We start from the raw sequence: 24,228 nt of genomic DNA, 5'->3' as shown, positions 1-24,228 counted from the left end.
CATGATCCGCAGCAAACTGCCGAACGTCGGCACGACCATCTTCACCAGCATGTCCCAGCTCGCCGCGCAGACCGGCGCGCTCAACCTGTCGCAGGGCTTCCCCGACTTCAATGGCCCGCAGGCGCTGCTCGATGCGGTGGGCCGGCATGTGGCTGCCGGACATAACCAGTACTCACCGATGACCGGCCTGCCGGCCTTGCGCCAGCAGGTGGCGGCCAAGGTCGCGCGGCTATACGGTGCACAGGTGGATGCCGACCAGGAAGTGACCATCACGCCCGGTGCCACCGAGGCGATTTTCTGTGCCATCCAGGCGCTGGTCCACGTGGGCGACGAGGTGATCGTCTTCGACCCGAGCTACGACAGCTACGAGCCGTCCGTTGAACTGGCCGGTGGCCGTTGCGTGCATGTGCGTCTGAGCGATGGTGACTTCCGTATCGACTGGCAGCAGTTTGCCGACGCGCTCAGCCCGCGCACGCGCATGGTCATTCTCAACTCGCCGCACAACCCCAGCGGTGCGCTGATCAGCCGTGCAGACCTGGACCAGCTGGCGCAGCTTATCGCCAACCGCGATATCTACCTGATCAGCGACGAAGTGTATGAGCATCTGGTGTATGACGGTGTGCGCCATGCCAGCGTACTGGCCCATGAGCAGCTGTACTCGCGCGCTTTCGTGGTCAGCTCGTTCGGCAAGACCTATCACGTTACCGGCTGGAAGACCGGTTATGTGATTGCACCGCCGGCGCTGAGTGCTGAGCTGCGCAAGGTGCACCAGTACGTCAACTTCTGCGGGGTGACGCCGTTGCAGTGCGCGCTGGCTGACTTCATGGCCGAGCATCCCGAGCATATCGATGAATTGCCGGGCTTCTACCAGGCCAAGCGCGACCTGTTCTGCGGTTTGCTCGACACTTCGCGGTTTCGTTTCACCCGCACGGCGGGCACCTATTTCCAGCTGGTGGACTACTCGCAGATCCGCCCGGACCTGAACGATGTCGACATGGCACTGTGGCTGACCCGTGAGCACGGTGTGGCGAGCATCCCGGTGTCAGTGTTCTACCAGCAGCCCATCCCCGCGCAACGCCTGGTCCGCCTGTGCTTTGCCAAACGAGAGGAGACGCTGCGTCAGGCAGCGGAAAGACTATGCGCGATCTGAGCACACTGCCCAACCTGAAAGTCGCCCTGGTGCAAACCACCCTGGTCTGGCATGACCGTGAGGCCAACCATGCACACTTCGAGGAGCTGCTGGCCCAGGTAGGCGAGGTGGACCTGGTGATTCTGCCGGAAATGTTCACTACCGGTTTCTCTATGCAGTCGCAGAGCCTGTGCGAGCCTGAGAACGGCCCGACCTACAAATGGTTGAAGGCGCAGGCGAAGAAGTGCAACGCAGTTGTCACCGGCAGCGTGATCATCCAGGCCGCCGATGGCAGCCACCGTAACCGCCTGCTGTGGGCACGACCGGATGGCGAGATCCTGCACTACGACAAGCGCCACCTGTTCCGCATGGCCGGTGAGCACAAGCATTACACCCCGGGCGAGCGCCAGGTACAGTTCGAGCTCAAAGGCTGGCGGATCCGCCCGCTGATCTGCTACGACCTGCGCTTCCCGGTGTGGAGCCGCGATGCCCAGGACACCGACCTGCTGCTGTATACCGCCAACTGGCCGGCTGCGCGCCGCCAGCACTGGAACCGCCTGTTGCCGGCCCGGGGTATCGAGAACCTGTGCTATGTGGCGGCGGTGAATCGGGTGGGCACCGATGGCAAGGGCTTTGCCTATTCGGGCGACAGCCAGGTGCTGGACTTCCAGGGCGAGAGCCTGCTCAGTGCCGGGGAGGCGGACGGGGTGTTCACCGTCGTATTGAGCGCAGCGGAACTGGCGGCATACCGGGCCAAGTTTCCGGCCAACCTGGATGCTGACACCTTCGAGCTGCACTGACAGTCGGTACCGGCCCCTTCGCGGGTAAACCCGCTCCCACAGGTACCGCACAGTATTCAAGATCTGTGAGGACCCTGTGGGAGCGGGTTTACCCACAAAGAGGCCGGTGCTGGTTACATCAGTTTCCGATCAGTACACATCCCGCCGATAGCGCCCATCCTCGATCAGTTGCTGCACGACTGCTTCGCCCAGGATGCCGTTGAGCGCCGCGTCGACACCTGCCGCCATACCCTGCAGGCTGCCGCACACATACACACAAGCCCCGTCCTGCACCCAGCGCTTGAACTCATCGGCCTGCTGCAACAACACATCCTGCACATACACCTTCTCGGCCTGGTCCCGCGAAAACGCCAGGTCCAGGCGCGCCAGGTCGCCGCTTGCCAGCCAGCCTTGCAGTTCCTCGCCACACAACAGGTCGTGCGCCCGGTTGCGTTCGCCAAACAGCAGCCAGTTGCGTTGCTCACCTGCACTCACCCGCGCGCGCATCAGGCTGCGCAGGCCGGCCAGGCCGGTGCCGTTACCGATCAGTACCAACGGTGCCGCCGTTTCCGGCAGGTGGAAGCTGCTGTTACGCCGCACCCGCAGGCTCAGCATGCCGTTCAGCGGCAAGTACTCGGTCAGCCAGCCGGAGCCCAGGCCCAAGTGGCCATCGGCGTGGCGCTCCTGGCGCACGATCAACTCCAGCAGGCCATCGCTGGCGATCGAGGCGATCGAATACTCGCGGCTGCCGATCGGCGCCAGTGCATCGACCAGCGCTTGCGGCTGCAAGCCGATCAGGTGCTCGCGCCGGGCCGGCAACTGCCGACCGGCCAAGGCCTGGGCGAGGGTTTCGGTCAGCCCGTTCACCTGCACCTTGGTCCCGGGGTCCAGTGCCATGCCAGTGAGGAAGGCGTCGATCCGAGGCTGGCCATTGAGCGGCAGGATTTCCACCAGGTCGCCGGCTTCCCAGCTGGCGGGGTGTTGCGGCTGCAGGCCGAGCAGGTACACCGGTTGGCCCTGACTGCCCGGGTTGAGCAGTTCGCGGCGAACCAGTGACCAGTTGCCAAAGCTTGGCGGCTGCCAGGCGGCCACCGGACGGGCGCCAGTCAGTTGCGCCAGTTCCTGTTGCCACTGCAGCAGGGCGGCCTGGTCGGCATTGTCCACTTCCACCGAGCTGAATGCACTGCTGGCTCCGCGCTCACCCAGCCAGGCCTGCAGGCGCCGGGCAAAGCCGCAGAAGTGCGGGTATTGGCGATCGCCCAGGGCAAGCAGGGCATAGCTGAGGTTATCCAGCGCCCACGGCTGGCCAAGCACCTTGCGTTCGAAGACGCGGGCGCTGTCGGGGGCTTCGCCATCACCGAAGGTACTGACCACGAACAGCGCACGACGGGCCTGGCGCAGGTCGCTTTCACTCAGTTCGGTCAGGGCGCGTACCTGTACCGGCAGGCCGGCAGCCTGCAACTGACCGGCGCTCTGCCAGGCAAGCTGCTCGGCCAGGCCGCTCTGGCTGGCAAAACCGATCAGCCAGCTGTCACCACTGCCATGGCTGTCGAGGACTTTGCCACGGGCCGCGCGCACCTGGCGCTTCTTGCGGCGACGGTCGAGGTACAGCAGCCAGCCGGTGATGAAGAACAGCGGCATGGTCAGGCTGGCAAGGGTGACGATGATGCGCCCCGGCAGGCCGAAGTACTCGCCGACATGCAGGGCATAGACGCTCTGCAGCAGCTGGGCCTTGAAGGATTTGTCGGTGTAGCGGTCATGTTTTTTCACCTGGCCGGTGGCCGGGTCCAGCACCAGGGTATTGAAGGCGCGGGGGTGGTCGGCGTTGTCCAGCAGGTAGAAAAGATTGGCCGGCTGGCCGCCCACCGGTGGCAGGCGCAGGTTGTACATGGCCAGGCCCGGGCCGGCGTTATCCTTGAGGTTGGCCCAGATCGCGTCGTAGTCGACCACCAGTGGCGGGGCGTTTTTGTCGATCTTCTGTGGCCCATGGCGGCCACGGCCTTCGCCGCGCTTTTGCTGCTGAGCGGCGGCCGGAGTATCTGCCAGCAGCTTGTTCAGGCCGTTGCGGTACCACTCGTAAGACCAGAACAGCCCGGTCAGGGCGAACAGCAGGTAGAACAGCAGGCACCAGGTCCCGGCCACGGCATGCAGGTCCCAGTTGAACGCGCGGCCCGTCTTGGCCCAGTCGAAGGTCAGCCAGGCGCGCCAGTCCAGCGCCTTGCGCGGCCAGCGCAGGTACAGGCCGGAGAGGCAGAAGAACACCAGCATCAAGGTGCAGGCACCGGTGATCTGCCGGCCAGTGTCGCCCATGGCCAGAAAACGGTGCAGGTTGAGCATGAGGTTGAAGAAGGCTTGGCCGGTTGCTTCACCCTTGAGTTCACCGGTGTAGGGATCGGCATAGCGCAGCTGGCCACGGCGCTCGCCCGGTGGGGGCGTGAAGAAGATTCGTGCGGCATTGCCGTCGCGCACGTCAACCCACAGCATTGCCACTTTGTCCTGTTGCTGGGCCTCGACCCGCCGTACCAGCTCGGCCGGCGGCAGCACGCCTTCGGCGCGCACTGCTACCTTGAGAACATCGGCATTGACGGCGCGCAGCAGTTCCTCCTGAAACGAGTAAAGCGCCCCGGTGATACCCATCAAGGCCAGCACCAGGCCAGCGGTGATGCCAAAGAACCAGTGCAATTGAAACAGCGTTTTCTTCACCACATGATCACCTTGTATGCAGCAACTACCGGGGCGGCGGGCATTATGCCCTGATACGCAAAAGCCCCGCTCACGGGAATGAACGGGGCTCGGCGGCGTTTGGTCAGAAGTGGACGCTGGTGGTCAACAATGCAGTTCGCCCGGCCGCCTGGTTGGCGAAGTGGGTGGAGAAGGCCTTGTCGTAATACACCTCGTTGGTGAGGTTCTGCACGTTCAGTTGCAGATCGACGTTCTTGGTCAGCTTGTAGGCAGCCATGGCGTCGTAGCGCACATAGCTGTCGACCATGGTGGTGTTGGCCACGCTGCCGTACACCTCATCCACGTAGAATGCACCGCCACCGACGGTCAGCTTCGGGGTGATGGCGTAGGTGGTCCAAAGGCTGGCGCTGTTGTTCGGCGTGTTCGGCAACTGGTTGCCGTCATTGGCCTTGCCCAGCGGTCCGCCGTCGACCTGGCGGGCTTCCATGTAGGTATAGCCGGCGAACACCTGCCATTTGTCGGTGAGCTTGCCGCTGGCTGACAGTTCGATGCCCTGCACGCGGGTTTCGCCGACGTTCTCGTAGGTGGTGGTGTCCACCTGCACGCGGGCGTTTTCCTTCTCGGTGCGGAACAGCGCGGCGGTCAGCGACAGGCGCTGGTCAAGCAGGTCCCACTTGGTGCCGATCTCGTAGTTGGTGGTTTCTTCCGGCTCCATGTCGCTGCTCAACAGGTTGCCGGCACGGTCGGTGGTGTTGCCCAGCGGGTTGGCCTCCATGCCTTCGCCCAGCATCGCACCGGGTGGGGTAGCGGAGGTGGCGTAGGACACGTAGATGCTGCCGTTGTCGGCCGGCTTCCAGACCAGGCCCAGCTGGCCGGTGACGAACTCGCTGGTGTCCTTGCCTTTGGAGGCAATGCCCTTGGCGTTGACCACGGTAGCGCCAGAGGCGTCGTAGGCGCGGTACTGGGTATCGAAGTGGTCGTAGCGCAGGCCCATGTTCAGCAGCCACTGCGGCGACAATTCGAGGGTATCGAACACGTAGAGGGCGCGGGTGTTGCTCTTGGTGTCGGTACCGGCGTAGTTGCGCGTGATGCTGCCGTTCCACGGGTCATCCGGGTTCGGGTTGCCCAGCGAAGTGCAGTTGTAGCCGCTGCTCGCGCCGATCATGCCTGGAGTGCAGTTGGTGTTGGCGGCGCCGCCGGGGACGGTATCGGTATCGACGTTGTAGCTCGAACGTTTGCTCTCTTCACGGCTTAGCTCGATACCAGTCGAGAAGCTGTTCTTCATGCCACCCAGGTAGAACTCGCCGAACAGGTCGGTCTGATTGGTGGTGGTAGCGGTGTTGCCCACGCGGGTGTTGGCACGGCGCCAGACACTGCCGTTGTTGACGTTGCCCTTGCTGTCGTCAGGCTGGGTCAGGATGTAGTCCTGCATGCTGTTGCCGTGGCGCAGGGTGTTCTTGATGGTCAGCGAGTCGGTCAGGTCGTGCTCGATGGCGAAGGTGGCGATATCCACGCGGCTCTTGCGGAAATCGCGGCCGGTCAGGCCATAGAAATTGTCGCTATCGCCGCCATCGTAGGGCTTGCTCGGGTGTGCCGAGGTCCGTGCAGCGCTGCCGCCGGTCGGGATGGTGTATGGGATGCCCGAATCCGGCAGGTCGTCGCTTTCCAGGTGGTAATAGTCGAGGTTGATGCGGGTCGGCGTGCCCAGGCCGAAGGCCAGCGACGGGGCGATACCCCAACGGTCGTAGTTGACCTTGTCGCGGCCGGCGACGTTGCTCTCGTGGGTCATCAGGTTCAGGCGCCCGGCAACGCTGTCGCTGAACTGGTAGTTGCCATCGAAGGTGTAGCGCTGGGTCTGGTCGCTGCCCCAGGTCCAGGCGCCGTCCAGCGAGTTGCCCAGGTGCGCGCGCTTGCTTACCAGGTTGATGGTGCCGCCCGCGGCGCCGCGGCCACCGATGGCCGAATTCGGGCCCTTGGCCACTTCCACCGATTCGATGGCGAAGATTTCGCGGGTTTGCGCGCCGGTATCACGCACGCCGTCCAGGTAGGTGTCGCCCTGCGCATCGAAACCGCGGATGAACGGGCGGTCACCTTGCGGGTTGCCGCCTTCGCCGGCACCGAAGGTGATGCCCGGCACGGTGCGCAGGGCATCCTGCAGAGTCAGCGCGCTGGTGTCCTTGATCACTTGTTGCGGGATCACGGTGACTGAGCGTGGGGTGTCTACCAACGGCGCGGTGTACTTCTGCGAGGAGGCCTTCTCGACCTTGTAGTCGGTGCTGGCCTGTTCGGCCTTGCCATTGACGCTGGTGGCGTCCAGGGTGATCGCGTTGCTGGCGGCCGGGTCGGCGGCGTAGGCCGTCGAGGCGCTGAGGGCAACGCCGATGGCGGAGGCGATCAGGCGTGGTGAGCTCACTGCAGATGGTACGGATTGGCGCATTGCTAAGGACCTTCCCCAAGGTATCAAGGCCGCGGATCTTAATGTAAGCAATTTGGACTCTCAATTGAGAGCAGTTACCATTCGCGAATAATTTACAAACTTTACAATTTACCTTTACGGTTTCATCCGCATGACGCGTCTTGGGTAGCGCATGGGGCTTGTGAAGCGCAAAAGGGAATCAATATCATTGTTGCCTGTTCTTTTTCCAACGGTGCTGCCGCCATGCTGCTTCACATCCCCGGCCTGTTCGACGCCGATGAACTGGCCCGTATCCGCGAGGCGCTGGAACAGGCCGACTGGGCCGATGGCAAGATCACCGCTGGCTACCAGTCGGCCAAGGCCAAGCACAACCTGCAGCTGCCGGAAGGCCACCCTTTGGCCAAGGAGATCGGCAGTGCGCTGATCGAGCGCCTGTGGAAAAACCCGCGTTTCATGTCGGCGGCTTTGCCGCACAAGGTGTTCCCGCCGCTGATCAACTGCTACCGCGAGGGCGGCAACTTCGGCTTCCACATCGATAATGCCCTGCGCCAGCCCAAGGGCAGCCCGGAGCGGGTACGCACCGACCTGTCCTCGACCTTGTTCCTCAGCGACCCGGGCAGCTACGACGGTGGCGAACTGGTGATCCAGGACACCTTTGGCGAGCAGCAGGTCAAGTTGGCCGCCGGTGACCTGGTGTTGTACCCGGGTACCAGCCTGCACAAGGTCAACCCGGTCACCCGTGGCCAGCGCTTCGCCGCGTTCTTCTGGACCCAGAGCCTGGTCCGCGAGGACAGCCAGCGCGCCTTGCTGTTCGAGATGGACACTGCCATCCAGCAACTGACTGCCGATGTCCCGGAGCATCCTGCCTTGCTGCAACTGACCGGCACCTACCACAACCTGCTGCGCCGCTGGGCGGAGGTCTGAAACGTGTCCTACCCGTTGCGACGTGAGGAAGTGGTGGATGTGGCTGGCTTGCAGGCGATGCTCGAAGCAAGCCCCGGCAAGGCTGCACAAGCGATCCTGGCGGCAGCGGGGCAGGGTGTGGTCGAGGCCCAGTTGCTGTTGGGGCAGATCCTGCTCGACGGTCGGGGTATCGAAGCGGATGCCAGCGTGGCCCGGCGCTGGTTCGGCATCGCTGCCCAAGGCGGTAGCGCGATGGCGCACAACATGCTGGGGCGGTGCCTGGAGCATGGCTGGGGCGGCAGCGTAGACCTTCCGCTGGCTGCCATCCACTATGCCCGGGCAGCCGATGCGGGGCTGGACTGGGGGCTCTACAACCTGGGCAACCTGTTGGCCACTGGTCGTGGCGTAGCGGCCAACCAGGCGCAGGCCCTGATGTGTTACGAAAAGGCGGCGCAGCTTGGGCACGCCAAGTCGATGAACCTGTACGGGCGTTATCTTGAACAGGGCATTGCCACCGCGCCCAGCCCGGCGCGGGCGGTGCGCTGGTATCGGCGTTCAGCCGAGGCGGGGGATTTCCGCGGCATGTTCAGCCTGGGCCTGGTGCTGGTCGAACGCGGGCAGATGGTCGAGGCCGGGCGTTGGCTGGAGCAGGCTCGGGTCGAGGGGAACATGAACTTCCTGCGCAGTGCGCTGGCGACCTTGCAGGGCGCTGGGCCGGTGCTGATGGCCTTTGCGGCGCGCTATGCCGAAGAGATCGAACGGCGCGGGAGCTGAGGTTTGGCTGTGCTGGCCCTGGCGCCGGCGCAGGAACGCACAAATGAAAACGGGGCCTCGCGGCCCCGTTGTGCATTACAGGTAGTAAGCCTTCAGCGGCGGGAAGCCGTTGAATTCCACGGCGCGCTGTAGCTGGTGGTATAGGCGCCGGTCGACAGCCAGTACAGGCGGTCGCCGATTGCCAGGTTCAGCGGCAGGCCGTACTTGTAGTGCTCGTACATGATGTCGGCGCTATCGCAGGTCGGGCCGGCGATGACCACTTCTTCGGTTTCGCCTTTCTTCTCGGTCCAGATCGGGAACTTGATGGACTCGTCCATGGTTTCGATCAGGCCGGAGAACTTGCCCACGTCGGTGTAGATCCAGCGCTCGACGGCGGTGCGCGACTTGCGTGCCACCAGCACCACTTCGCTGACCAGGATCCCGGCGTTGGCGATCAGCGAACGGCCCGGTTCGAGGATGATTTCCGGCAGGTCGTCACCGAAGTCTTCCTTGAGGAAGCGGATGATCTCTTCGGCGTAGGTTTCCAGGCTGTTGGTACGGGTGATGTAGTTGGCCGGGAAGCCGCCACCCATGTTGATCAGTTTCAGCTCGATGCCGTCTTCTTCCTTCAGGCGTTCGAAGATCACCTTGACCTTGGCGATGGCGGCGTCCCACACGCTGATGTCGCGCTGCTGCGAGCCCACGTGGAAGGAGATGCCATACGGCACCAGGCCCAGGTCGCGGGCGAGGATCAGCAGATCCATGGCCATGTCGGTCTGGCAGCCGAACTTGCGCGACAGCGGCCAGTCGGCAGTGGTGGAGCCTTCGGTAAGGATGCGCACGTACACTTTCGAGCCCGGCGCGGCCTTGGCGATGTTGCGCAGGTCGGCTTCCGAGTCGGTGGCATACAGGCGCACGCCCTTCTCGTAGAAGTAGCGGATGTCCTTGGACTTCTTGATGGTGTTGCCGTAGCTGATGCGGTCGGCGCTGACACCGCGGCCCATGACCTTGTCCAGCTCGTAGATCGAGGCGATGTCGAAGCTCGAACCTTTATCCTTGAGCAGATCGATGATCTCGACGGCCGGGTTGGCCTTGACCGCGTAGTACACCTTGGCGAACTCGAAACCGGCGCGCAGGTCGTCATAGGCCTGGCTGATCATCTGGGTATCGATGAGTACGAACGGGGTTTCCTGCTTGTCGGCGAACGCCTTCATTTTCTGGAAAGTGTCACGCGCGAAATAGTCTTCGACCTGGATCGACATGCTCAGGGACTCCATGGGCAAACTGAAAGATTAAGTGGCTGCAAACTGAACGTCCTCCGTATCCCCACTTTGGTTCGCCTACTCAGTACTTGAGCCGGATGGATCGTTTCCAGCATGGACGTTCGGCGCGCACTTTAGGGTGTGAAGAATGCAGAATCAACAGGCAATCCGGGCGTGATCGACGCGGATCGACGACCAGCCATTTGAATAACCGACTCGTATGACCGGCTGATGTTCCCCTGCATGTTTGAAGCGTAAAAAATTGTGGAATAGGCCGCGTTAGCCTGTTTGCGGGTATGCCCGCTGCCACAGGCATCGCGTGATTCCTGCGGCAGCGGGCGTGCCCATGAAGGGGCCTGGGGTGTTCATATTTATGGCCACAAAGTCGTGGCACGCCCGTACCTGAAAAAGCCGATAAATTTTTTGTTACCGACTGACGGATTTGCCGGTTTTGATGCGAAACATTACTATTCGCACCCTTGTCCGCCTCCTGATGACCATCGACCGTGTCCGGACCCAAAGGTTTTCTCGACCATTACCACGAGCTGATCGGCACCTGGACGCGCAAGCTGCGCAGTCGTCAGCAGGCCGAGGACCTCGCCCACGATGCCTTCGTCCGGGTCCTGGAAAGCCCGGGCCAGCAGGTCGAACAGCCTCGCGCCTACCTGCACCAGACCGCACGCAACATTGCCGTGGATGGTTTCCGTCGCGAGGACCGTCGCCAGGCCCTGGAGCTGGAAGCCTTCGACGAGAGCCCGGCCGGCAGTGGCGACCCCGAAGCCTACGTGCACGCCCTGGAACTGGCCGACAGCGTCGAGCGGGCGTTGGCCGAGCTACCGCTGAACTGCCGCCAGGTGTTCATCTGGCAGAAGCTGGAAGGCCGCACCCAGGCGGAAATCGCCGCGCGCATGGGGTTGAGCAAGAACATGGTCGAAAAGTATATGATTCGCACGCTCCGGCATCTGCGTGAGCACCTGGATGTGTCGGCATGATGAGTCAGGAGACCTTTTCGATGGAACAGCACGCTAGCGAAACCGTCCGCGAGCAGGCGGCTGCATGGTTCGCCCGCGTGCAGGATGCGCCTCGGGATGCCGCGCTGCAGGCGCAGTTGCTGGCCTGGCTGGAGGCCGACAGGCGGCACCGTGAAGAGTACGAGCAACTCGCCCGCCTGTGGCAGGCGGCCGATTTCATCCCCCGCCAGCACCTGGAAGCGCTGGCCCGGCCGGCCCCGGTACCGCAGCTGCCACGGCGACGCTTTGTGCGCGTGGCTTTGGCTGCCACGCTGGGCGCAGTGGCGGTGGGGCTGGGCTGGGGCGGCTGGCAGTATCAGCAACTGAACCACCAAGGCGGCCTGCAGACTGCCTTCAATGAACGCCGCCAGGTCGAATTGCCGGATGGTTCGCACCTTGAACTCAACGGCAGCACGCAGGTGCGGGTCGCATTCAGTGCGGGCCAGCGTCATGTGCAACTGATCACGGGCGAGGTGATGTTCAGCGTCGCCCACGACCGTGCCAGGCCATTCGTGGTCGACACTGCCCAAGGCAGCGTGACCGTCACCGGTACCCGCTTCGACGTCCGCCTGGACTCGGCCAGTACAAGGGTGGCGGTGGAGCAAGGCTCGGTGCGGGTGCAGGGCAAGGGGGCGTCGCTGGCGCAACTTGCGGCTGGCCAGGGTTCGCACATCGACGCGCAAGGCCAGGTCGCCGCACCCTATGCGGTGAATGCCGCCGCGCTGACCGCCTGGCGCCAGGGCAAGCTGGTGTTCGACAATGTCACCCTGGCCGAGGTGGTGGCGGAAGTTTCGCGCTACCGCAGCCAGCCGCTGCGGGTCGCCCCGGGCAAGGTTGCCCAGTTGCGCCTGTCCAGCACGTTCCGCACTGACGACACCGACGCCTTGTTGCGCGCCTTGCCAGGCATCCTGCCGGTGGCCATCAAGACCCATGCCGATGGCTCCAGCGAAATAATCGCGAAATAGATTCAGGTTTTTTTCCGCTCGTTCGTCTTCCCCGCCAGCTGCAACTGCCAAGCATTTCCATTTGCATGCGGTTGGCGTTTATCCGTATCCCAGGAAGTTTCGACGACGTGAACAATAACAAGCCCTTTCCACGCTTGCGCGCCCTGGCACTGACCCTGGCGGTCACTGCCGTGGCCGTCGGCAGCCAGGCCGCAGAAACTGGCAACACCATTCAGATCCAGGCGCAACCGTTGGCTTCGGCGCTGAACCAGCTGGGTCAGCAGACCAACCTGCAACTGTTCTTCAGCCCCGAGCTGGTAGCCGGCAAGCAGGCGCCGGCGGTGGTCGGCCAACTGGCGCCCGAGGAGGCGCTGCAGCAGTTGCTGCAAGGCAGCGGCCTCACTTACGAAATGTCCCAGGGCACCGTTGTGGTCAAGCCGGCCCAGGCCGATGGCACCCTCACCACCGGCAGCCTGGAGCTGGCGCCCACCGATATCAAGGTGGTCGGTGACTGGCTGGGCGATGCCCAGCAGAGCGTGGTACAGAACCACCCTGGCGCGCGTACCGTGGTGCGCCGCGAAGCAATGGTGGAGAAGGGTGCGATGAACGTGCGCGATGTGCTGCGCGGCATCCCGGGGGTACAGGTGCAGGACTCCAATGGCACCGGTGGCAGCGACCTGTCGCTGAACGTTGGGGTACGCGGCCTGACTTCGCGCCTGTCGCCGCGCTCCACGGTACTGATCGATGGCATCCCGGCCGCTTTCGCACCGTATGGCCAACCGCAGCTGTCGATGGCCCCGATTTCCTCGGGCAACCTCGACAGTATCGATGTGGTGCGTGGTGCCGGCTCCGTGCGTTATGGCCCGCAGAACGTAGGCGGGGTGATCAACTTCGTGACCCGGGCAATCCCGGAGAAAGCCTCGGCAGAGCTGTCCACAACCCTGGAAACTTCCCAGCATGGCGGCTGGAAGCACACCGAGTCGGCCTTCGTCGGTGGCACGGCGGACAACGGCATGGGCGTGGCGCTGTTGTACACCGGGGTGAATGGCAACGGCTACCGCGAAAGCAACAATGGCAACGACATCGATGATGTCATCCTCAAGACGCACTGGGCACCCACCGAAGTTGACGAGTTCTGGCTCAACTTCCACTACTACGATGGCCGTGCCGACATGCCCGGCGGCCTGACCCAGGCCCAGTACGACAGCAACCCGTACCAGTCGCTGCGCGACTATGACTACTTCGCCGGCCGGCGCAAGGATGTGTCGTTCAAGTGGCAGCGTCAGCTCGACGACGCCACCCAGTTCGAAGTGCAGACCTACTACACCGACAGCTTCCGCGGCAGTGCCATTGCCGCGCGTGACATGAAGACCCTGTCGTCGTACCCGCGCAACTACCACACCTTCGCCATCGAGCCGCGGCTGTCGCGTATCTTCTTCGCCGGGCCCACCACCCACGAAGTCAGCGTGGGTTATCGTTACCTGAAGGAAGCGATGCGCGAACAGTCGACCCGCCTGGGCCTGGTCGACAACGTGCCGACCCCGGTGCCAGGCTCCGACGGCCATGTGTTCCAGGACCGCAGCGGCGGGACCGAGGCCAGCGCCTACTACGTCGACGACAAGATCGACGTGGGCAACTGGACCATTACCCCCGGCCTGCGCTTCGAGCACATCAATACCGACTGGCGCGACCGCCCGGTGCTCGGTGCCAACGGCAAGCCGGTACCGGAGAAGAACCGCAGCATCACCAGCAACGAACCCCTGCCGGCGCTGAGCGTGATGTATCACCTCTCCGATGCGTGGAAGCTGTTCGCCAACTACGAGACCTCGTTCGGCAGCCTGCAGTACTTCCAGCTGGGCCAGGGCGGTACCGGCAACAGCACGGCCAATGGCCTGGAGCCGGAAAAGGCCAAGACCTACGAAATCGGTACGCGCTATGACAATGGCGGTTTTGCCGGTGAGCTGACGGCGTTCTACATCGACTTCGATGATGAGCTGCAGTACATCAGCAACGACGTGGGCTGGACCAACCTTGGGGCGACCAAGCACCAGGGTATCGAGGCCTCGGTGCGCTATGACCTGGCCGGGCTGGACCCGCGCCTGGACGGGCTGTCGGTGAGCGGAGGCTACACCTATACCCGTGCGACTTATGAAGGGGAAATTCCCGGGTTCAAAGGCCGTGACCTGCCGTTCTATTCACGCCAGGTGGCCACGGCCGGGGTGCGTTACGCAATCAACCACTGGACCTGGAACCTGGATGCCTACGCCCAATCCAGGCAGCGCGCGCCGGGTACCGGGATCAATGCCGATGGCAGCTTCAATGGTGACTACATTACCGAGCCGAGTGCCGATGGGCAGTATGGCGACATTCCGGGTTATGTGACCTGGCATGCCCGTGGCGGCTACGAGTTCGGTCCGGAGCTGTCCAACCTGAAGCTGGCGGCGGGGGTGAAGAACCTGTTCGACAAGCAGTACTTCACCCGCTCCAGTGACAACAATGCCGGCCTCTATGTGGGTGAGCCGCGGACCTTCTACGTGCAGGCCAGTGTAGGGTTCTGATCGGCAATTGCCGGGGGCGCAAAGCGCCCCCTTTTCAAGAGGTTAGCGCCTCTGCCGGCGAGACAATGCTGGTCTTGGCCCCACGAGACCGCCCCGAACTCAGATAAGCCGCAATCGACTCCTGGGTCACCTCGCCCAGGAACACCTGCCCGGCATCCAGCACCGGCAACCATGCCCGGTTGTACTCGTACATCCGCGACAACAGGATACGCAGGTGCTCGTCATGTGACGCCGTGGCATTGAAGGGGCGCAGGAAGTCGCCACAGCTGCCCTGCTGGCGATGCATGTCGCGCCGGCGCACATAGCCCAGCGCCTTGTTCTGCCCGTCAGTCACCACCACATAGCGGCGGTCGTGCTCGTCGAGCAGTTCCAGCGCCTCGCCCACCGGCGTCTCCGGGCTCACCGACGGCGCGTTGTCCGCCGCATCCTCGGCACGCACCAGCAGCAGGCGCTTGAGGGTGCTGTCCTGGCCGACGAAATTGCTCACGAATTCATCCGCAGGATGGGCCAGCAAAGTATCCGGGTGGTCCAGTTGCAACAGCTTGCCGGCGCGGAAGATGGCGATCTTGTCACCCAGCTTGATCGCTTCGTCGATATCGTGGCTGACCATGATCACGGTCTTGTTCAGGGCCCGCTGCATTTCGAAGAATTCGTTCTGGATCATCTCGCGGTTGATCGGGTCGACTGCCCCGAACGGCTCGTCCATCAGCAACACCGGCGCTTCGGCAGCCAAGGCACGGATCACGCCGATACGCTGCTGCTGGCCGCCGGACAGCTCGCGCGGGTAGCGTTGCAGGTACTGCTTGGGCTCCAGCTTGATCATGTGCATCAGCTCGCGGGCGCGTTCGTGGCACTTGTGCCTGTCCCAGCCGAGCAGGCGCGGTACCACGGTGATGTTCTCCTCTATGGTCATGTTCGGGAACAGGCCGATCTGCTGGATCACGTAGCCGATGTGCCGGCGCAGCGTCACTTCGTCCAGCCCGGTGGTGTCCTCGCCATTGATGAACACCTGGCCAGAGGTGGGCGTGATCAGGCGGTTGATCATTTTCAGCGTGGTGCTTTTGCCGCAGCCCGAGGGGCCGAGGAACACGCAAATCTCGCCTTCGTTGACGGTGAGGCTTACCGAGTCGACGGCTTTGACGTCCTTGCCGTTGACGTTGAAGGTTTTGCTGAGGTTCTTCAGTTCGATCATGGGCGCAGTCCTTCTGGAGTCAGGGCACGTTGCAGGGTTTGCAGAAGCAGGTCGGCGACGATCGCCAGCAGGCTGACCAGTACGGCGCCGACCAGCAGCATCGACATGTCGCTGCGGCTGATGGAGGTAAGGATGAGCACCCCCAGCCCGCCAGCGCCGATGGTGGCGGCAATGGTCATGACGCCGATGTTCATCACCACGGCGGTGCGCACGCCGGCGAGGATCACCGGCACCGCGATCGGCAGCTCGACCATGCGCAGGCGCTGGCCGAAGGTCATGCCGATGCCGCGCGCGGCCTCGCGGATACCGGGTTCGACGTTGGTCAGGGCGAGGTAGGTGTTGCGCAGGATTGGCAGCAGTGAGTAGAGGAACACGGCGGTGATCGCCGGCAGCGGCCCCAGGCCCTGGCCGAACTTCGAGTAGAACGGCAGCAGCAGGCCGAACAGGGCGATCGAGGGGATGGTCAGCAGCACCGTGGCGCTGGCTTGCACCGGGCCGGCGACGGCGGGGAAGCGGGTCATCAGGATGCCCAGCGGCACGCCGACGAGGATGGCCAGGCCGACGGCAACGCCCACCAGCATGATGTGCTGCCAGGTCAGCTGCAGCACCTGGGCCCAGTCCAGGTGACTGAAAGTATCGATCAGGTTCATGGCTGGCCCTCGCTGTTCAGTGGCTGCTCGCGCAGAAAGGCTGCCGCTACGGCGGTCGGGTTCTGGTGCTCGACATCGACCTTGGCGTTGAGCTGGCGCATGGTTTCATCGTCCAGCTGCTCGGCCAGTGGCTTGAGCAGGCTGGCCAGTTGCGGGTTGGCGTCGAGCACGGCCTTGCGCACCACGGGGGCGGCGGTGTAGTCGGGGAAGTAGTGCTTGTCGTCTTCCAGCAGTTTGAGCTTGAACGCATTCAGGCGGCCGTCGGTGGTGTACACCAGGCCGGCGAACACCTGGTTGTTGTGCATGGCGGTGTAGACCAGTCCGGCGTCCATCTGGCGGATATTGGCGCGGTTCACTTGCAGGTCGTACATCGCCTTCAAGCCCACCAGGCCATCCGGGCGGTTGGCAAACTCGGTGTCCAGTGCCACCAGGTGATGGCTGTCGCGCTCGTTGCGCAGTACCTGGTTGAGATCGCTGATCGAATTGACCTGCGGATAGGCCTCGGCAACCTGCCTGGGCAGGCCAAGCGCGTAGGTGTTGCTGAATTTCGACGGGGTCAGCCAGATCAGGCCCTTCTGCGCATCCAGTTCCTTGACCTTGGCATAGGTGGCGGCCGCACTGGGCATGCGTTGGTCGACGTGGTTGTACGACACCAGCGACACACCGGTGTACTCCCACATCAGGTCGAGCTGGCCGGTCTCCTGGGCCTGGCGCGCGATGTTGCTGCCCAGGCCACTGGTGACACGCACGTCGAAGCCATTGGCGCGCAGGTATTGCGCAGTGATCTCGGCGAGTACGGTCTGTTCGGTGAAGACCCGCGCGCCGATGCGGATCAGCGGTTTTTCCGCTGCCTGGGCAAATCCTGCGAACAGCAAGGCCGCGCCCAGCAGCAAGGCGATTTTCTTGTTCATCGGTTCCCTCTCGTTTATCCGGCCAGGCCACGTTCCAGCCAGCGCTTGCTGGCGAAGCTCACTGCGGCATCCAGCACCAGTGCCAGCAGTGCGGTGCAGGCGGCACCCAGCAGCAGCTGTGGCTGGTTGTTCAGGGCGATGCCGGGGAAGATCAGGCTGCCCAGGCTGTTGGCGCCGATCAGGAAGGCCAGTGGTGCGGTGCCCACGTTCAGCGCCAGGGCCACGCGCACACCGCCGACGATGATCGGCACGGCATTGGGTAGCTCAACCTGCCAGAGCTGCTGGCGCGGGGTCATGCCGATGCCGGTGGCGGCTTCCTTGAGCGCGGCGGGGACGTTTTTCAGGCCCTCGTAGGTGTTGCGCACGATGGGCAGGAGCGAGGCGAGGAACAGGGCGAAGATCGCAGGCCCGGCGCCGATGCCCAGGATACTGAGCGCGATGGCCAGAACGGCCAGGGGAGGGATGGTATTGCCCACGTTGAACAACTGCATGAAGCGCTCGGCCTTGTCGACCCGTTGCGGTCGACTCAAGGCAATGCCGGCGGGGATGCCCACGGCCAGCGCCGCCGCCATCGAAGCCAGCACCAGTACCAGGTGCGCTTGCAGGTAGAACCCAAGATCGTCGCGATAACGGGCGATCGTGTCGATGCCGATCCAGTGGACCAGCAGGGCCAGGATGACGAGCACGGTGGCCCATCCCAACAGCCCTTTTCCGTAGCGTTTAGCCACAGGCGGACTCCTTGTGTTGTCGGCGAGCACACTTCTTGATAGCCGGCCAGTCCTGGCGGCGGGTGGTGTGTTCGCGAGTAGCAGCGTGAGGCAGCCGAAGGCTGCGCTCAGGCCATGAGCCGAACCCCGTCGGGCTCGAAATGCTGATGAAACAACCCCCCCCAAGCGAAGCGGGTTGCAGGGGAATGGACGTCTCCATGAGCGTAAAGGTTCCCATCTGAAGCGGCATTTGGCCAGCGTTAATCACTGCCTGCCTGGAAAATTGACGAGAAAAAGCAGCGGGTTAGTGCGCTGTAGGCGTTGAAATAACTGCTCTTGGGCTATTTGTCGTGATAAAGCGATTGCCTGGCGAACTTGTGGCGTCTGGACAGGCCCTTTTGCGGGAAAACCCGCTCCCACAGGCCCTGCACAGGGTTCAAAGACGGTGTGATACCTGTCGGAGCGGGTTTACCCGCGAAGAGGCCGGAGCAAGGCACCGCCGCTTCAGTAGGTTTTGGTACTGGCCCAACATCAGGTATGATATCGCCCCTTTTTAATCCCCCAGTCAGGCGATTTCCCATGACCAACCAGGCCGCCGAAGTCGCGAAGCGCCGCACTTTCGCAATCATTTCCCACCCCGATGCCGGTAAGACCACCATCACCGAGAAGCTCCTGCTGATGGGCAAGGCCATTGCCGTCGCCGGTACCGTGAAGTCGCGCAAGTCCGACCGCCATGCCACTTCCGACTGGATGGAGATGGAGAAGCAGCGCGGTATCTCCATCACCACCTCGGTGATGCAGTTCCCGTACCGCGAGCACATGATCAACCTGCTCGACACCCCCGGCCACGAAGACTTCTCGGAAGACACCTACCGCACCCTGACCGCGGTGGACTCGGCGTTGATGGTGCTCGACGGCGGTAAAGGTGTAGAGCCGCGTACCATTGCCCTGATGGATGTATGCCGCCTGCGCGACACGCCGATCGTCAGCTTCATCAACAAGCTCGACCGCGACATCCGTGACCCGATCGAACTGCTCGACGAGATCGAAGCAGTACTGAAGATCAAGGCCGCGCCAATCACCTGGCCGATCGGTTGCTACCGCGACTTCAAGGGCGTGTATCACCTGACCGGCGACTACATCGTGGTCTATACCCCGGGCCACGGCCACGAGCGTACCGAAGCCAAGATCATCCAGAAGCTGGACTCGGATGAAGCCCGCGCCCACCTCGGCGACCAGTACGATGCGTTCGTCGAGCAGTTGGAGCTGGTGCAGGGTGCCTGCCACGAGTTCAACCAGGACGAGTTCATCAATGGCCAGCTGACCCCGGTGTTCTTCGGTACCGCGTTGGGCAACTTCGGTGTCGACCATGTGCTTGACGCGGTGGTCGACTGGGCACCGCGCCCGCTGAGCCGGGTCGCCCACGAGCGCACCGTGGAGCCGGTGGAAGAGAAGTTCAGCGGCTTCGTATTCAAGATCCAGGCGAACATGGACCCGAAACACCGCGACCGCATTGCCTTCATGCGCATCTGTTCGGGGAAGTACGAGAAGGGCATGAAAATGCGCCACGTGCGGATCAACAAGGACCTGCGCATCGGCGATGCACTGACCTTCTTCTCCTCCGAGCGTGAGCAACTGGAAGAGGCCTACGCCGGCGACATCATCGGCCTGCACAACCACGGCACCATCCAGATCGGTGACACCTTCACCGAAGGCGAGGCGCTGGGCTTCACCGGTATCCCGCACTTCGCCCCGGAACTGTTCCGCCGGGTGCGCCTGAAGGACCCGCTGAAATCCAAGCAGCTGCGCCAGGGCCTGCAGCAGTTGGCCGAAGAGGGGGCGACCCAGGTGTTCTTCCCCGAGCGCAGCAACGACATCATTCTTGGTGCGGTCGGCGTGCTGCAGTTCGACGTGGTCGCCAGCCGACTGAAGGAAGAGTACAAGGTCGAGTGTGCCTACGAGCCGATCACTGTATGGTCGGCCCGCTGGATCACCTGCGATGACAAGAAGAAGCTCGAGGAATTCCAGAACAAGGCCATGGAGAATCTGGCCATCGACGGCGGCGGGCACCTGACCTACCTGGCACCGACCCGGGTCAACCTGTCGCTGATGGAAGAGCGCTGGCCGGACATCAAGTTCCGCGCTACCCGCGAGCATCACTGATTTTGCAAGCCCTCACCGGAGCCCTGTGGGAGCGGGTTCACCCGCGAATGCGGTGTTGCATCTACCGACGCATTCGCGGGTGAACCCGCTCCCACAGTGATCGTGTAACGCCAGAAATCAGTTCCCGGCCTTGATACTGGTCCAGATCCGCGTGCGAATGCGGTCGATCCTCGGCGGCATCGCCTCCAGCGCGTAGAGCTTGCCCATCACGTCGTCGCTCGGGTAGATCATCGTGTTGCTTTTAAGCGCCGGGTTCACCAGTGCGTCGGCCTCGAGGTTGCCGTTGGCGTACTGCACGTGATTGCTGATGTTGGCCATCACCTCCGGCTGCAGCAGGTAGTTCATGTAGGCATACGCAGCCTTCTCGTCCGGCGCATCGGCCGGCATGGCCACCATGTCGAACCACATCGGCGCCCCTTCCCTAGGTATCGAATACCCCACCTTCACCCCGTTGTTCGCCTCTTCGGCACGGTTCTTCGCCTGCAGCACATCCCCCGAGAATCCCACCACCACGCAGATGTCGCCGTTGGCCAGGTCACCGGTGTACTTCGATGAGTGGAAGTAGCTGATGTACGGGCGCACCTGCATCAGCAGCGCCTTGGCCTTGTCGTAATCTGCCGGGTTCTGGCTGTGGTGTGGCAGGCCGAGGTAGTGCAGGGCGATCGGCAGCAATTCGGGGCCGTTGTCAAGCACCGCGACGCCGCAACTTTTCAGCTTGCTCATATACTCGGGCTTGAAGATCAGGTCCCACGAATCCACCGGCGCGTTGTCGCCAAGCACGGCCTTGACCTTGTCGATGTTGTAGCCGATGCCGGTACTGCCCCACAGGTACGGGAAGCCGTACTGGTTGCCCGGGTCGTTGACTTCCAGTGCCTTCAGCAGCACCGGGTTGAGGTTGTGCCAGCCGGGCAGTTGCGACTTGTCCAGGCGCTTGAGGGCCTTGCCCTGGATCTGCCGCGCCATGAAGTGGTTTGAAGGGAATACCACGTCATAGCCGGAGTTGCCGGTCATCAACTTGCCATCGAGGGTTTCGTTGCTGTCGTACACGTCATAGGTAGGTACGATGCCACTGGCCTGCTGGAAGTTTTTCAGCGTGTCGGGGGCGACATAGCTGGACCAGTTGTAGATCTTCACCGTTTCGGCGGCGCTGGCCACGCTGGCGGCCAGCATCAGAGGGGCGAGAAGGTGCGTGCGCATGTCGGGTTTACCTTGCTTTGTCTGTTGTTATCGAAGGCAGGCGATCAGCGGATCAGAAGATAAGGACGTAGGTCTTGCGTACCGTCTCCTGGATGTCCCAGGTGCCGGTGCTGTTGGCCGGTAGCATCAGTGCGTCTCCGGCTTCTATATGCAGCGGCTCGCCGTCGTCGGGGGTGAAAGTGCAGCGGCCCTTGATGAAATGGCAGAATTCCTGCTGCACGATCTGCCGACGCCAGCGCCCGGGGGAGCACTCCCAGATGCCGGTCTCGACGCCGTCGCTGCGTGCCACACAGGTGGCCGAGGTCACTGCCACGGGGGCGCCGAGGGGGACCGCGACCGGGCTGGAACTGTCGAGCACGGCGGTGTCGGTGTTCTTGAACTGGGTGATGCTCATGACCGCTTGATCCTGTGTCGGGTGATGGGAAATCAGTGCATGAAGCCTTCCATGAAGTCCGCCAGCGAGCCGGCCAGGCGCCGTCTCCAGGGCGCGCTGGCGGGGTTGGCGAGGGTGCGGTCCTCGTGGACGAAGCTGTGGATGATCGCGTTGTAGCCCAGCCAGCGGCAGGGCTCGGGGGGCCAACTGGCCAGGCTCGACAGCGGGCGGTTGTCGAGCACCCAAGGTTGCCCGGTCAATTCGTTATGCTGATTGAGGATCAGCGCCGCCAGGGTGCGCCCGCCGAGGTTGCTGGCGCCGACGCCCTCGCCACCGTAGCCACCGGCCAGGGCGATGCCACGCTGGCGGTCGCAGAGCATGTGCGGGCGAAAGCGCCGCGCCATGCCCAGGTTGCCACCCCAGGTGTGGGTAATGCGTACGTGCTGCAGTTGCGGGAACAGTTCGCTGAACAGGTAGCGGCGCAGTTCCACTTCGTGTTCGTCCAGGTTGAAGTCCTCACGCAGGCGCCCCCCAAAGCGGTAACCGCCACGGGCACCGAACACCAGCCGGTTGTCGGCGGTGCGCTGGCCGTAGGTGACCTGCCGGCTGCTTTCGCTGAAGGCCTGGCCCTGGCTCAGGCCGATCTGTGCCCAGGTGGCTTCCGGCAACGGCTCGGTGGCCACCAGCAGGCTTTGCACCGGCAACTGGTGTTTGCCCAGCGGCGGCAGGTTGGTCGCGTAGCCTTCCACGGCAGGCACTGTCCATTGGCAGCGCACGCGTGCCAGCGGGGTACGCACCTCGCCAGGTAGCCAGTCGATGGCCGGGGTGTTTTCGTAGATCGGCACGCCCAGCGCTTCCACGGCCCGAGTCAGGCCACGCACCAGCCTGGCCGGCTGGATGGTCGCGGTGTGCGGGCTGTAGATGGCACCGTAGGCGTTGTTTACCCGTAGCTGGGCCTCGAGCTGTTCAGGGCGTAGCCAGCGATAGTCATCCTCGGTCATGCCCTGGCGGTACAGGTCGTCAAGGTGAGCGCGCAGGCTGCGCTCCTGTTCCGGGTAGCGCGCGGCGCAGTACAGCACACCGCCCTTGCGGTAGTCGCAGTCGATGCCTTCACGTTGCAACACGCGGTGCACTTCCTCGGGGATGCCGTGCAGCAGGTCGATGCTGGCCCGGCGCTGTTGCGGTGACAGGGTGGCCAGCAGGCGGTCTTCTCCGAGCAGGTTGCCCATCAACCAGCCGCCATTGCGCCCCGAGGCACCGAAGCCAGCGATATTGGCGTCGATCACCGCGATGTCCAGCTGCGGTGCCTGGCGCTTGAGGTAATAGGCCGTCCACAGGCCGGTATAGCCGGCGCCGATGATGCACACATCCGCTGTCAGGTCTTCGCGCAGGGCCGGGCGGGCGCACAGCGGCTCGTCGAGCTGGTCCATCCACAGGCTGAGCGTGCGCAGGGGTTGCATCGGCTTCGGCTCCACATCCGTCAAGGTCTGTGGGCGATCCTAGTGGGGGCGGGCGATGGCTGTCTTACGTGCGTGCACGCAGGGAAATTTGCTTCAGGTAGGCCTTGGGCGTAAGCCCGGTGTGTTCACGGAAGCACTTGTAGAACGCCGACAACGAGTTGAAACCGGCGTTGAACGCCAAGTCGTCGATCGTCGCCTCGACACTGTTGTCGCCCAGGCTGGCCATCAGGTGTTGCAGGCGGGCCTGGTTGACGTAGCGGTAGAAGCTTTTCCCGAGCACCTGGTTGAGCAGGTAGGAAATCTGGTTGCGGCTGTAGCCGCTGGCGTCGGCCACTTGCTGCAAGTCCAGTTCCGGGTCCAGGTACGGGCGCTGGCGCTGGAAATAGTGCTCCAGGTCCTGGGCCATGGTCGACAGCTGCCTCGGCGACAGCCCCAGGCGGCTGGTTGCCGGGCGCGGGCCGGACTGGGTATGGCCTGTGCCGTTCTGGCGGACCAGGGCAGCGTATTCATTGACCCGCCAGATCAGGCTGTCCTTGACGGTAATCGCCTCGCTGGACTGGAACGCCACCAGGCCATCACCGCCCTGGACCGTGACCTGGTACTGGATGAACGCGGTACAGCCGTCGACGCGGATGCGGTCGTTATGGACGATATCCTCGCCGGCCTCATGGGGCAGGCAGGCGCGCACATAGTCGCGAAGGTCGTGGTAGCCGAGCACGCGGTTCTGGAAGAAGTCGTGGTATTGGATGTCGGGATGGTAGAGCGCGATGACGCCGTCGAGGTCCCGGTGCTTCCAGCACAGGTGGTAGCGCAGCACGGTGTCGGCGGTGAGCGGAGTCTGCTCGGGTCCGTCGGGGAGGGTGGTGGCGGTCATGAGGCCGATAGTGCATTGCAGAACACCCAGGTGCAAGGGCGTCGATCCGGCATATTGCATGGTTCTGGCAAGCGGCTGCGCAGGCAAGGCATTGATTTATCGCAGCTTGGCTTTCTGTGGCCGATGGCATGGAGGGTGCACCGGTTTGTTCACCATTGAACAAGGAGAAAAGCCATGCGCTCGATATTGCTGTGGATGATCGGGGTTCCGATTCCGGTGATCATTCTGATCTGGTTTTTCATGCATTGAGGTTATCGGGGCCGCT

General features: G+C 63.3%; 18 protein-coding genes and 1 pseudogene. 8 read left to right on the top strand and 11 right to left on the bottom strand.

Features of this window, described 5'->3' with window-relative positions:
* Position 1 precedes the first annotated feature (1 nt).
* Together ACVWZT_RS04525 and ACVWZT_RS04520 are read left to right on the top strand one after the other, a co-directional pair.
* Complete coding sequence (locus tag ACVWZT_RS04525; protein WP_457468338.1) at positions 2-1,150, top strand: pyridoxal phosphate-dependent aminotransferase; 1,149 nt, start codon at positions 2-4, stop codon at positions 1,148-1,150.
* Complete coding sequence (locus tag ACVWZT_RS04520) at positions 1,138-1,929, top strand: amidohydrolase (RefSeq protein WP_296231711.1); 792 nt, start codon at positions 1,138-1,140, stop codon at positions 1,927-1,929. Before ACVWZT_RS04525 ends, ACVWZT_RS04520 begins: the two co-directional genes overlap by 13 nt.
* Positions 1,930-2,058: 129 nt before the next feature.
* On the opposite strand, the gene ACVWZT_RS04515 is transcribed toward ACVWZT_RS04520, so the two are convergent.
* Both ACVWZT_RS04515 and ACVWZT_RS04510 read right to left on the bottom strand, forming a co-directional pair.
* The gene (locus ACVWZT_RS04515; RefSeq protein WP_457468337.1) at positions 2,059-4,614 is read right to left on the bottom strand and encodes a PepSY domain-containing protein; all 2,556 of its coding nucleotides are present in this window, start codon (positions 4,612-4,614) and stop codon (positions 2,059-2,061) included.
* Positions 4,615-4,714: 100 nt separating this feature from the next.
* Entirely contained in the window at positions 4,715-7,027 is a 2,313-nt protein-coding gene (locus ACVWZT_RS04510; protein ID WP_457468335.1) for a TonB-dependent receptor, read from the bottom strand.
* A 222-nt stretch (positions 7,028-7,249) separates the two neighbouring features.
* Here ACVWZT_RS04510 and ACVWZT_RS04505 point away from each other — a divergent pair, with 222 nt between their 5' ends.
* Together ACVWZT_RS04505 and ACVWZT_RS04500 are read left to right on the top strand one after the other, a co-directional pair.
* Positions 7,250-7,930, top strand: a complete 681-nt coding sequence (locus ACVWZT_RS04505) for a Fe2+-dependent dioxygenase (protein WP_296231707.1) — start codon at positions 7,250-7,252, stop codon at positions 7,928-7,930.
* A gap of 3 nt (positions 7,931-7,933) precedes the next feature.
* Positions 7,934-8,683, top strand: coding sequence for a tetratricopeptide repeat protein (locus ACVWZT_RS04500; RefSeq protein WP_296231706.1), 750 nt, complete (start codon positions 7,934-7,936; stop codon positions 8,681-8,683).
* A gap of 75 nt (positions 8,684-8,758) precedes the next feature.
* Here ACVWZT_RS04500 and ACVWZT_RS04495 read toward each other — a convergent pair.
* Positions 8,759-9,924: pseudogene (locus tag ACVWZT_RS04495) on the bottom strand (type III PLP-dependent enzyme).
* 506 nt (positions 9,925-10,430) lie between these two features.
* Here ACVWZT_RS04495 and ACVWZT_RS04490 point away from each other — a divergent pair.
* The 3 genes from ACVWZT_RS04490 to ACVWZT_RS04480 all read left to right on the top strand — a co-directional run bounded on the left by ACVWZT_RS04490 (position 10,431) and on the right by ACVWZT_RS04480 (position 14,436).
* Positions 10,431-10,916, top strand: coding sequence for a sigma-70 family RNA polymerase sigma factor (locus ACVWZT_RS04490; RefSeq protein ID WP_296231705.1), 486 nt, complete (start codon positions 10,431-10,433; stop codon positions 10,914-10,916).
* On the top strand, positions 10,913-11,899 hold the full coding sequence (locus tag ACVWZT_RS04485) for a FecR family protein (protein WP_457468332.1): 987 nt from the start codon (positions 10,913-10,915) through the stop codon (positions 11,897-11,899). The genes ACVWZT_RS04490 and ACVWZT_RS04485 overlap by 4 nt, the downstream gene beginning before the upstream one ends.
* A 107-nt stretch (positions 11,900-12,006) precedes the next feature.
* Positions 12,007-14,436 (top strand): TonB-dependent siderophore receptor, encoded by a 2,430-nt coding sequence (locus tag ACVWZT_RS04480; RefSeq protein WP_296231703.1) that lies wholly within the window; start codon positions 12,007-12,009, stop codon positions 14,434-14,436.
* Between the two features lie 34 nt (positions 14,437-14,470).
* Here ACVWZT_RS04480 and ACVWZT_RS04475 read toward each other — a convergent pair whose 3' ends face one another.
* From ACVWZT_RS04475 to ACVWZT_RS04460, 4 genes are read right to left on the bottom strand one after another with little or no spacing between them, the layout of a single operon-like run.
* Positions 14,471-15,628: an osmoprotectant ABC transporter ATP-binding protein OsmV gene (locus ACVWZT_RS04475; protein WP_296231702.1), complete on the bottom strand. Its 1,158-nt coding sequence runs from the start codon at positions 15,626-15,628 to the stop codon at positions 14,471-14,473.
* Positions 15,625-16,278 carry an ABC transporter permease gene (locus tag ACVWZT_RS04470; RefSeq protein ID WP_296231701.1) on the bottom strand — a complete coding sequence of 218 codons (654 nt, stop codon included), beginning with the start codon at positions 16,276-16,278 and terminating at the stop codon, positions 15,625-15,627. Before ACVWZT_RS04470 ends, ACVWZT_RS04475 begins: the two co-directional genes overlap by 4 nt.
* Entirely contained in the window at positions 16,275-17,189 is a 915-nt protein-coding gene (locus tag ACVWZT_RS04465) for a glycine betaine ABC transporter substrate-binding protein (protein ID WP_296231700.1), read from the bottom strand. Before ACVWZT_RS04465 ends, ACVWZT_RS04470 begins: the two co-directional genes overlap by 4 nt.
* Positions 17,190-17,203: 14 nt before the next feature.
* Positions 17,204-17,917: an ABC transporter permease gene (locus ACVWZT_RS04460; protein WP_296231699.1), complete on the bottom strand. Its 714-nt coding sequence runs from the start codon at positions 17,915-17,917 to the stop codon at positions 17,204-17,206.
* Positions 17,918-18,475: 558 nt separating this feature from the next.
* Here ACVWZT_RS04460 and ACVWZT_RS04455 point away from each other — a divergent pair.
* Positions 18,476-20,059 carry a peptide chain release factor 3 gene (locus ACVWZT_RS04455; protein WP_170028373.1) on the top strand — a complete coding sequence of 528 codons (1,584 nt, stop codon included), beginning with the start codon at positions 18,476-18,478 and terminating at the stop codon, positions 20,057-20,059.
* Positions 20,060-20,176: 117 nt separating this feature from the next.
* Here the strand turns inward: ACVWZT_RS04455 and ACVWZT_RS04450 are convergent, their stop codons facing one another.
* The 4 genes from ACVWZT_RS04450 to ACVWZT_RS04435 form a co-directional block, all read right to left on the bottom strand.
* Positions 20,177-21,256, bottom strand: a complete 1,080-nt coding sequence (locus ACVWZT_RS04450; RefSeq protein ID WP_296231698.1) for a polyamine ABC transporter substrate-binding protein — start codon at positions 21,254-21,256, stop codon at positions 20,177-20,179.
* 52 nt (positions 21,257-21,308) lie between these two features.
* Positions 21,309-21,650 carry a cupin domain-containing protein gene (locus tag ACVWZT_RS04445; RefSeq protein WP_296231697.1) on the bottom strand — a complete coding sequence of 114 codons (342 nt, stop codon included), beginning with the start codon at positions 21,648-21,650 and terminating at the stop codon, positions 21,309-21,311.
* 32 nt (positions 21,651-21,682) lie between these two features.
* Positions 21,683-23,089: an NAD(P)/FAD-dependent oxidoreductase gene (locus ACVWZT_RS04440; protein ID WP_457468328.1), complete on the bottom strand. Its 1,407-nt coding sequence runs from the start codon at positions 23,087-23,089 to the stop codon at positions 21,683-21,685.
* Positions 23,090-23,153: 64 nt separating this feature from the next.
* Positions 23,154-23,963, bottom strand: coding sequence for a helix-turn-helix domain-containing protein (locus ACVWZT_RS04435; protein ID WP_457472020.1), 810 nt, complete (start codon positions 23,961-23,963; stop codon positions 23,154-23,156).
* Between the last annotated feature and the right edge of the window lie 265 nt (positions 23,964-24,228).

Source organism: Pseudomonas sp. TE21394 (assembly GCF_054057835.1).
Note: the sequence above shows the minus strand (reverse complement) of the source record. Positions and strands in the feature narration are given on the sequence as shown.

Bases quoted from the DNA above. Each gene is read 5' to 3' on its own strand.
- ACVWZT_RS04450 (WP_296231698.1), bottom strand. From the start codon at position 21,256: ATGCGCACGCACCTTCTCGCCCCTCTGATGCTGGCCGCCAGCGTGGCC.
- ACVWZT_RS04475 (WP_296231702.1), bottom strand. From the start codon at position 15,628: ATGATCGAACTGAAGAACCTCAGCAAAACCTTCAACGTCAACGGCAAG.
- ACVWZT_RS04455 (WP_170028373.1), top strand. From the start codon at position 18,476: ATGACCAACCAGGCCGCCGAAGTCGCGAAGCGCCGCACTTTCGCAATC.
- ACVWZT_RS04505 (WP_296231707.1), top strand. From the start codon at position 7,250: ATGCTGCTTCACATCCCCGGCCTGTTCGACGCCGATGAACTGGCCCGT.
- ACVWZT_RS04465 (WP_296231700.1), bottom strand. From the start codon at position 17,189: ATGAACAAGAAAATCGCCTTGCTGCTGGGCGCGGCCTTGCTGTTCGCA.
- ACVWZT_RS04510 (WP_457468335.1), bottom strand. From the start codon at position 7,027: ATGCGCCAATCCGTACCATCTGCAGTGAGCTCACCACGCCTGATCGCC.
- ACVWZT_RS04520 (WP_296231711.1), top strand. From the start codon at position 1,138: ATGCGCGATCTGAGCACACTGCCCAACCTGAAAGTCGCCCTGGTGCAA.
- ACVWZT_RS04485 (WP_457468332.1), top strand. From the start codon at position 10,913: ATGATGAGTCAGGAGACCTTTTCGATGGAACAGCACGCTAGCGAAACC.
- ACVWZT_RS04525 (WP_457468338.1), top strand. From the start codon at position 2: ATGATCCGCAGCAAACTGCCGAACGTCGGCACGACCATCTTCACCAGC.
- ACVWZT_RS04445 (WP_296231697.1), bottom strand. From the start codon at position 21,650: ATGAGCATCACCCAGTTCAAGAACACCGACACCGCCGTGCTCGACAGT.
- ACVWZT_RS04470 (WP_296231701.1), bottom strand. From the start codon at position 16,278: ATGAACCTGATCGATACTTTCAGTCACCTGGACTGGGCCCAGGTGCTG.
- ACVWZT_RS04440 (WP_457468328.1), bottom strand. From the start codon at position 23,089: ATGCAACCCCTGCGCACGCTCAGCCTGTGGATGGACCAGCTCGACGAG.
- ACVWZT_RS04435 (WP_457472020.1), bottom strand. From the start codon at position 23,963: ATGACCGCCACCACCCTCCCCGACGGACCCGAGCAGACTCCGCTCACC.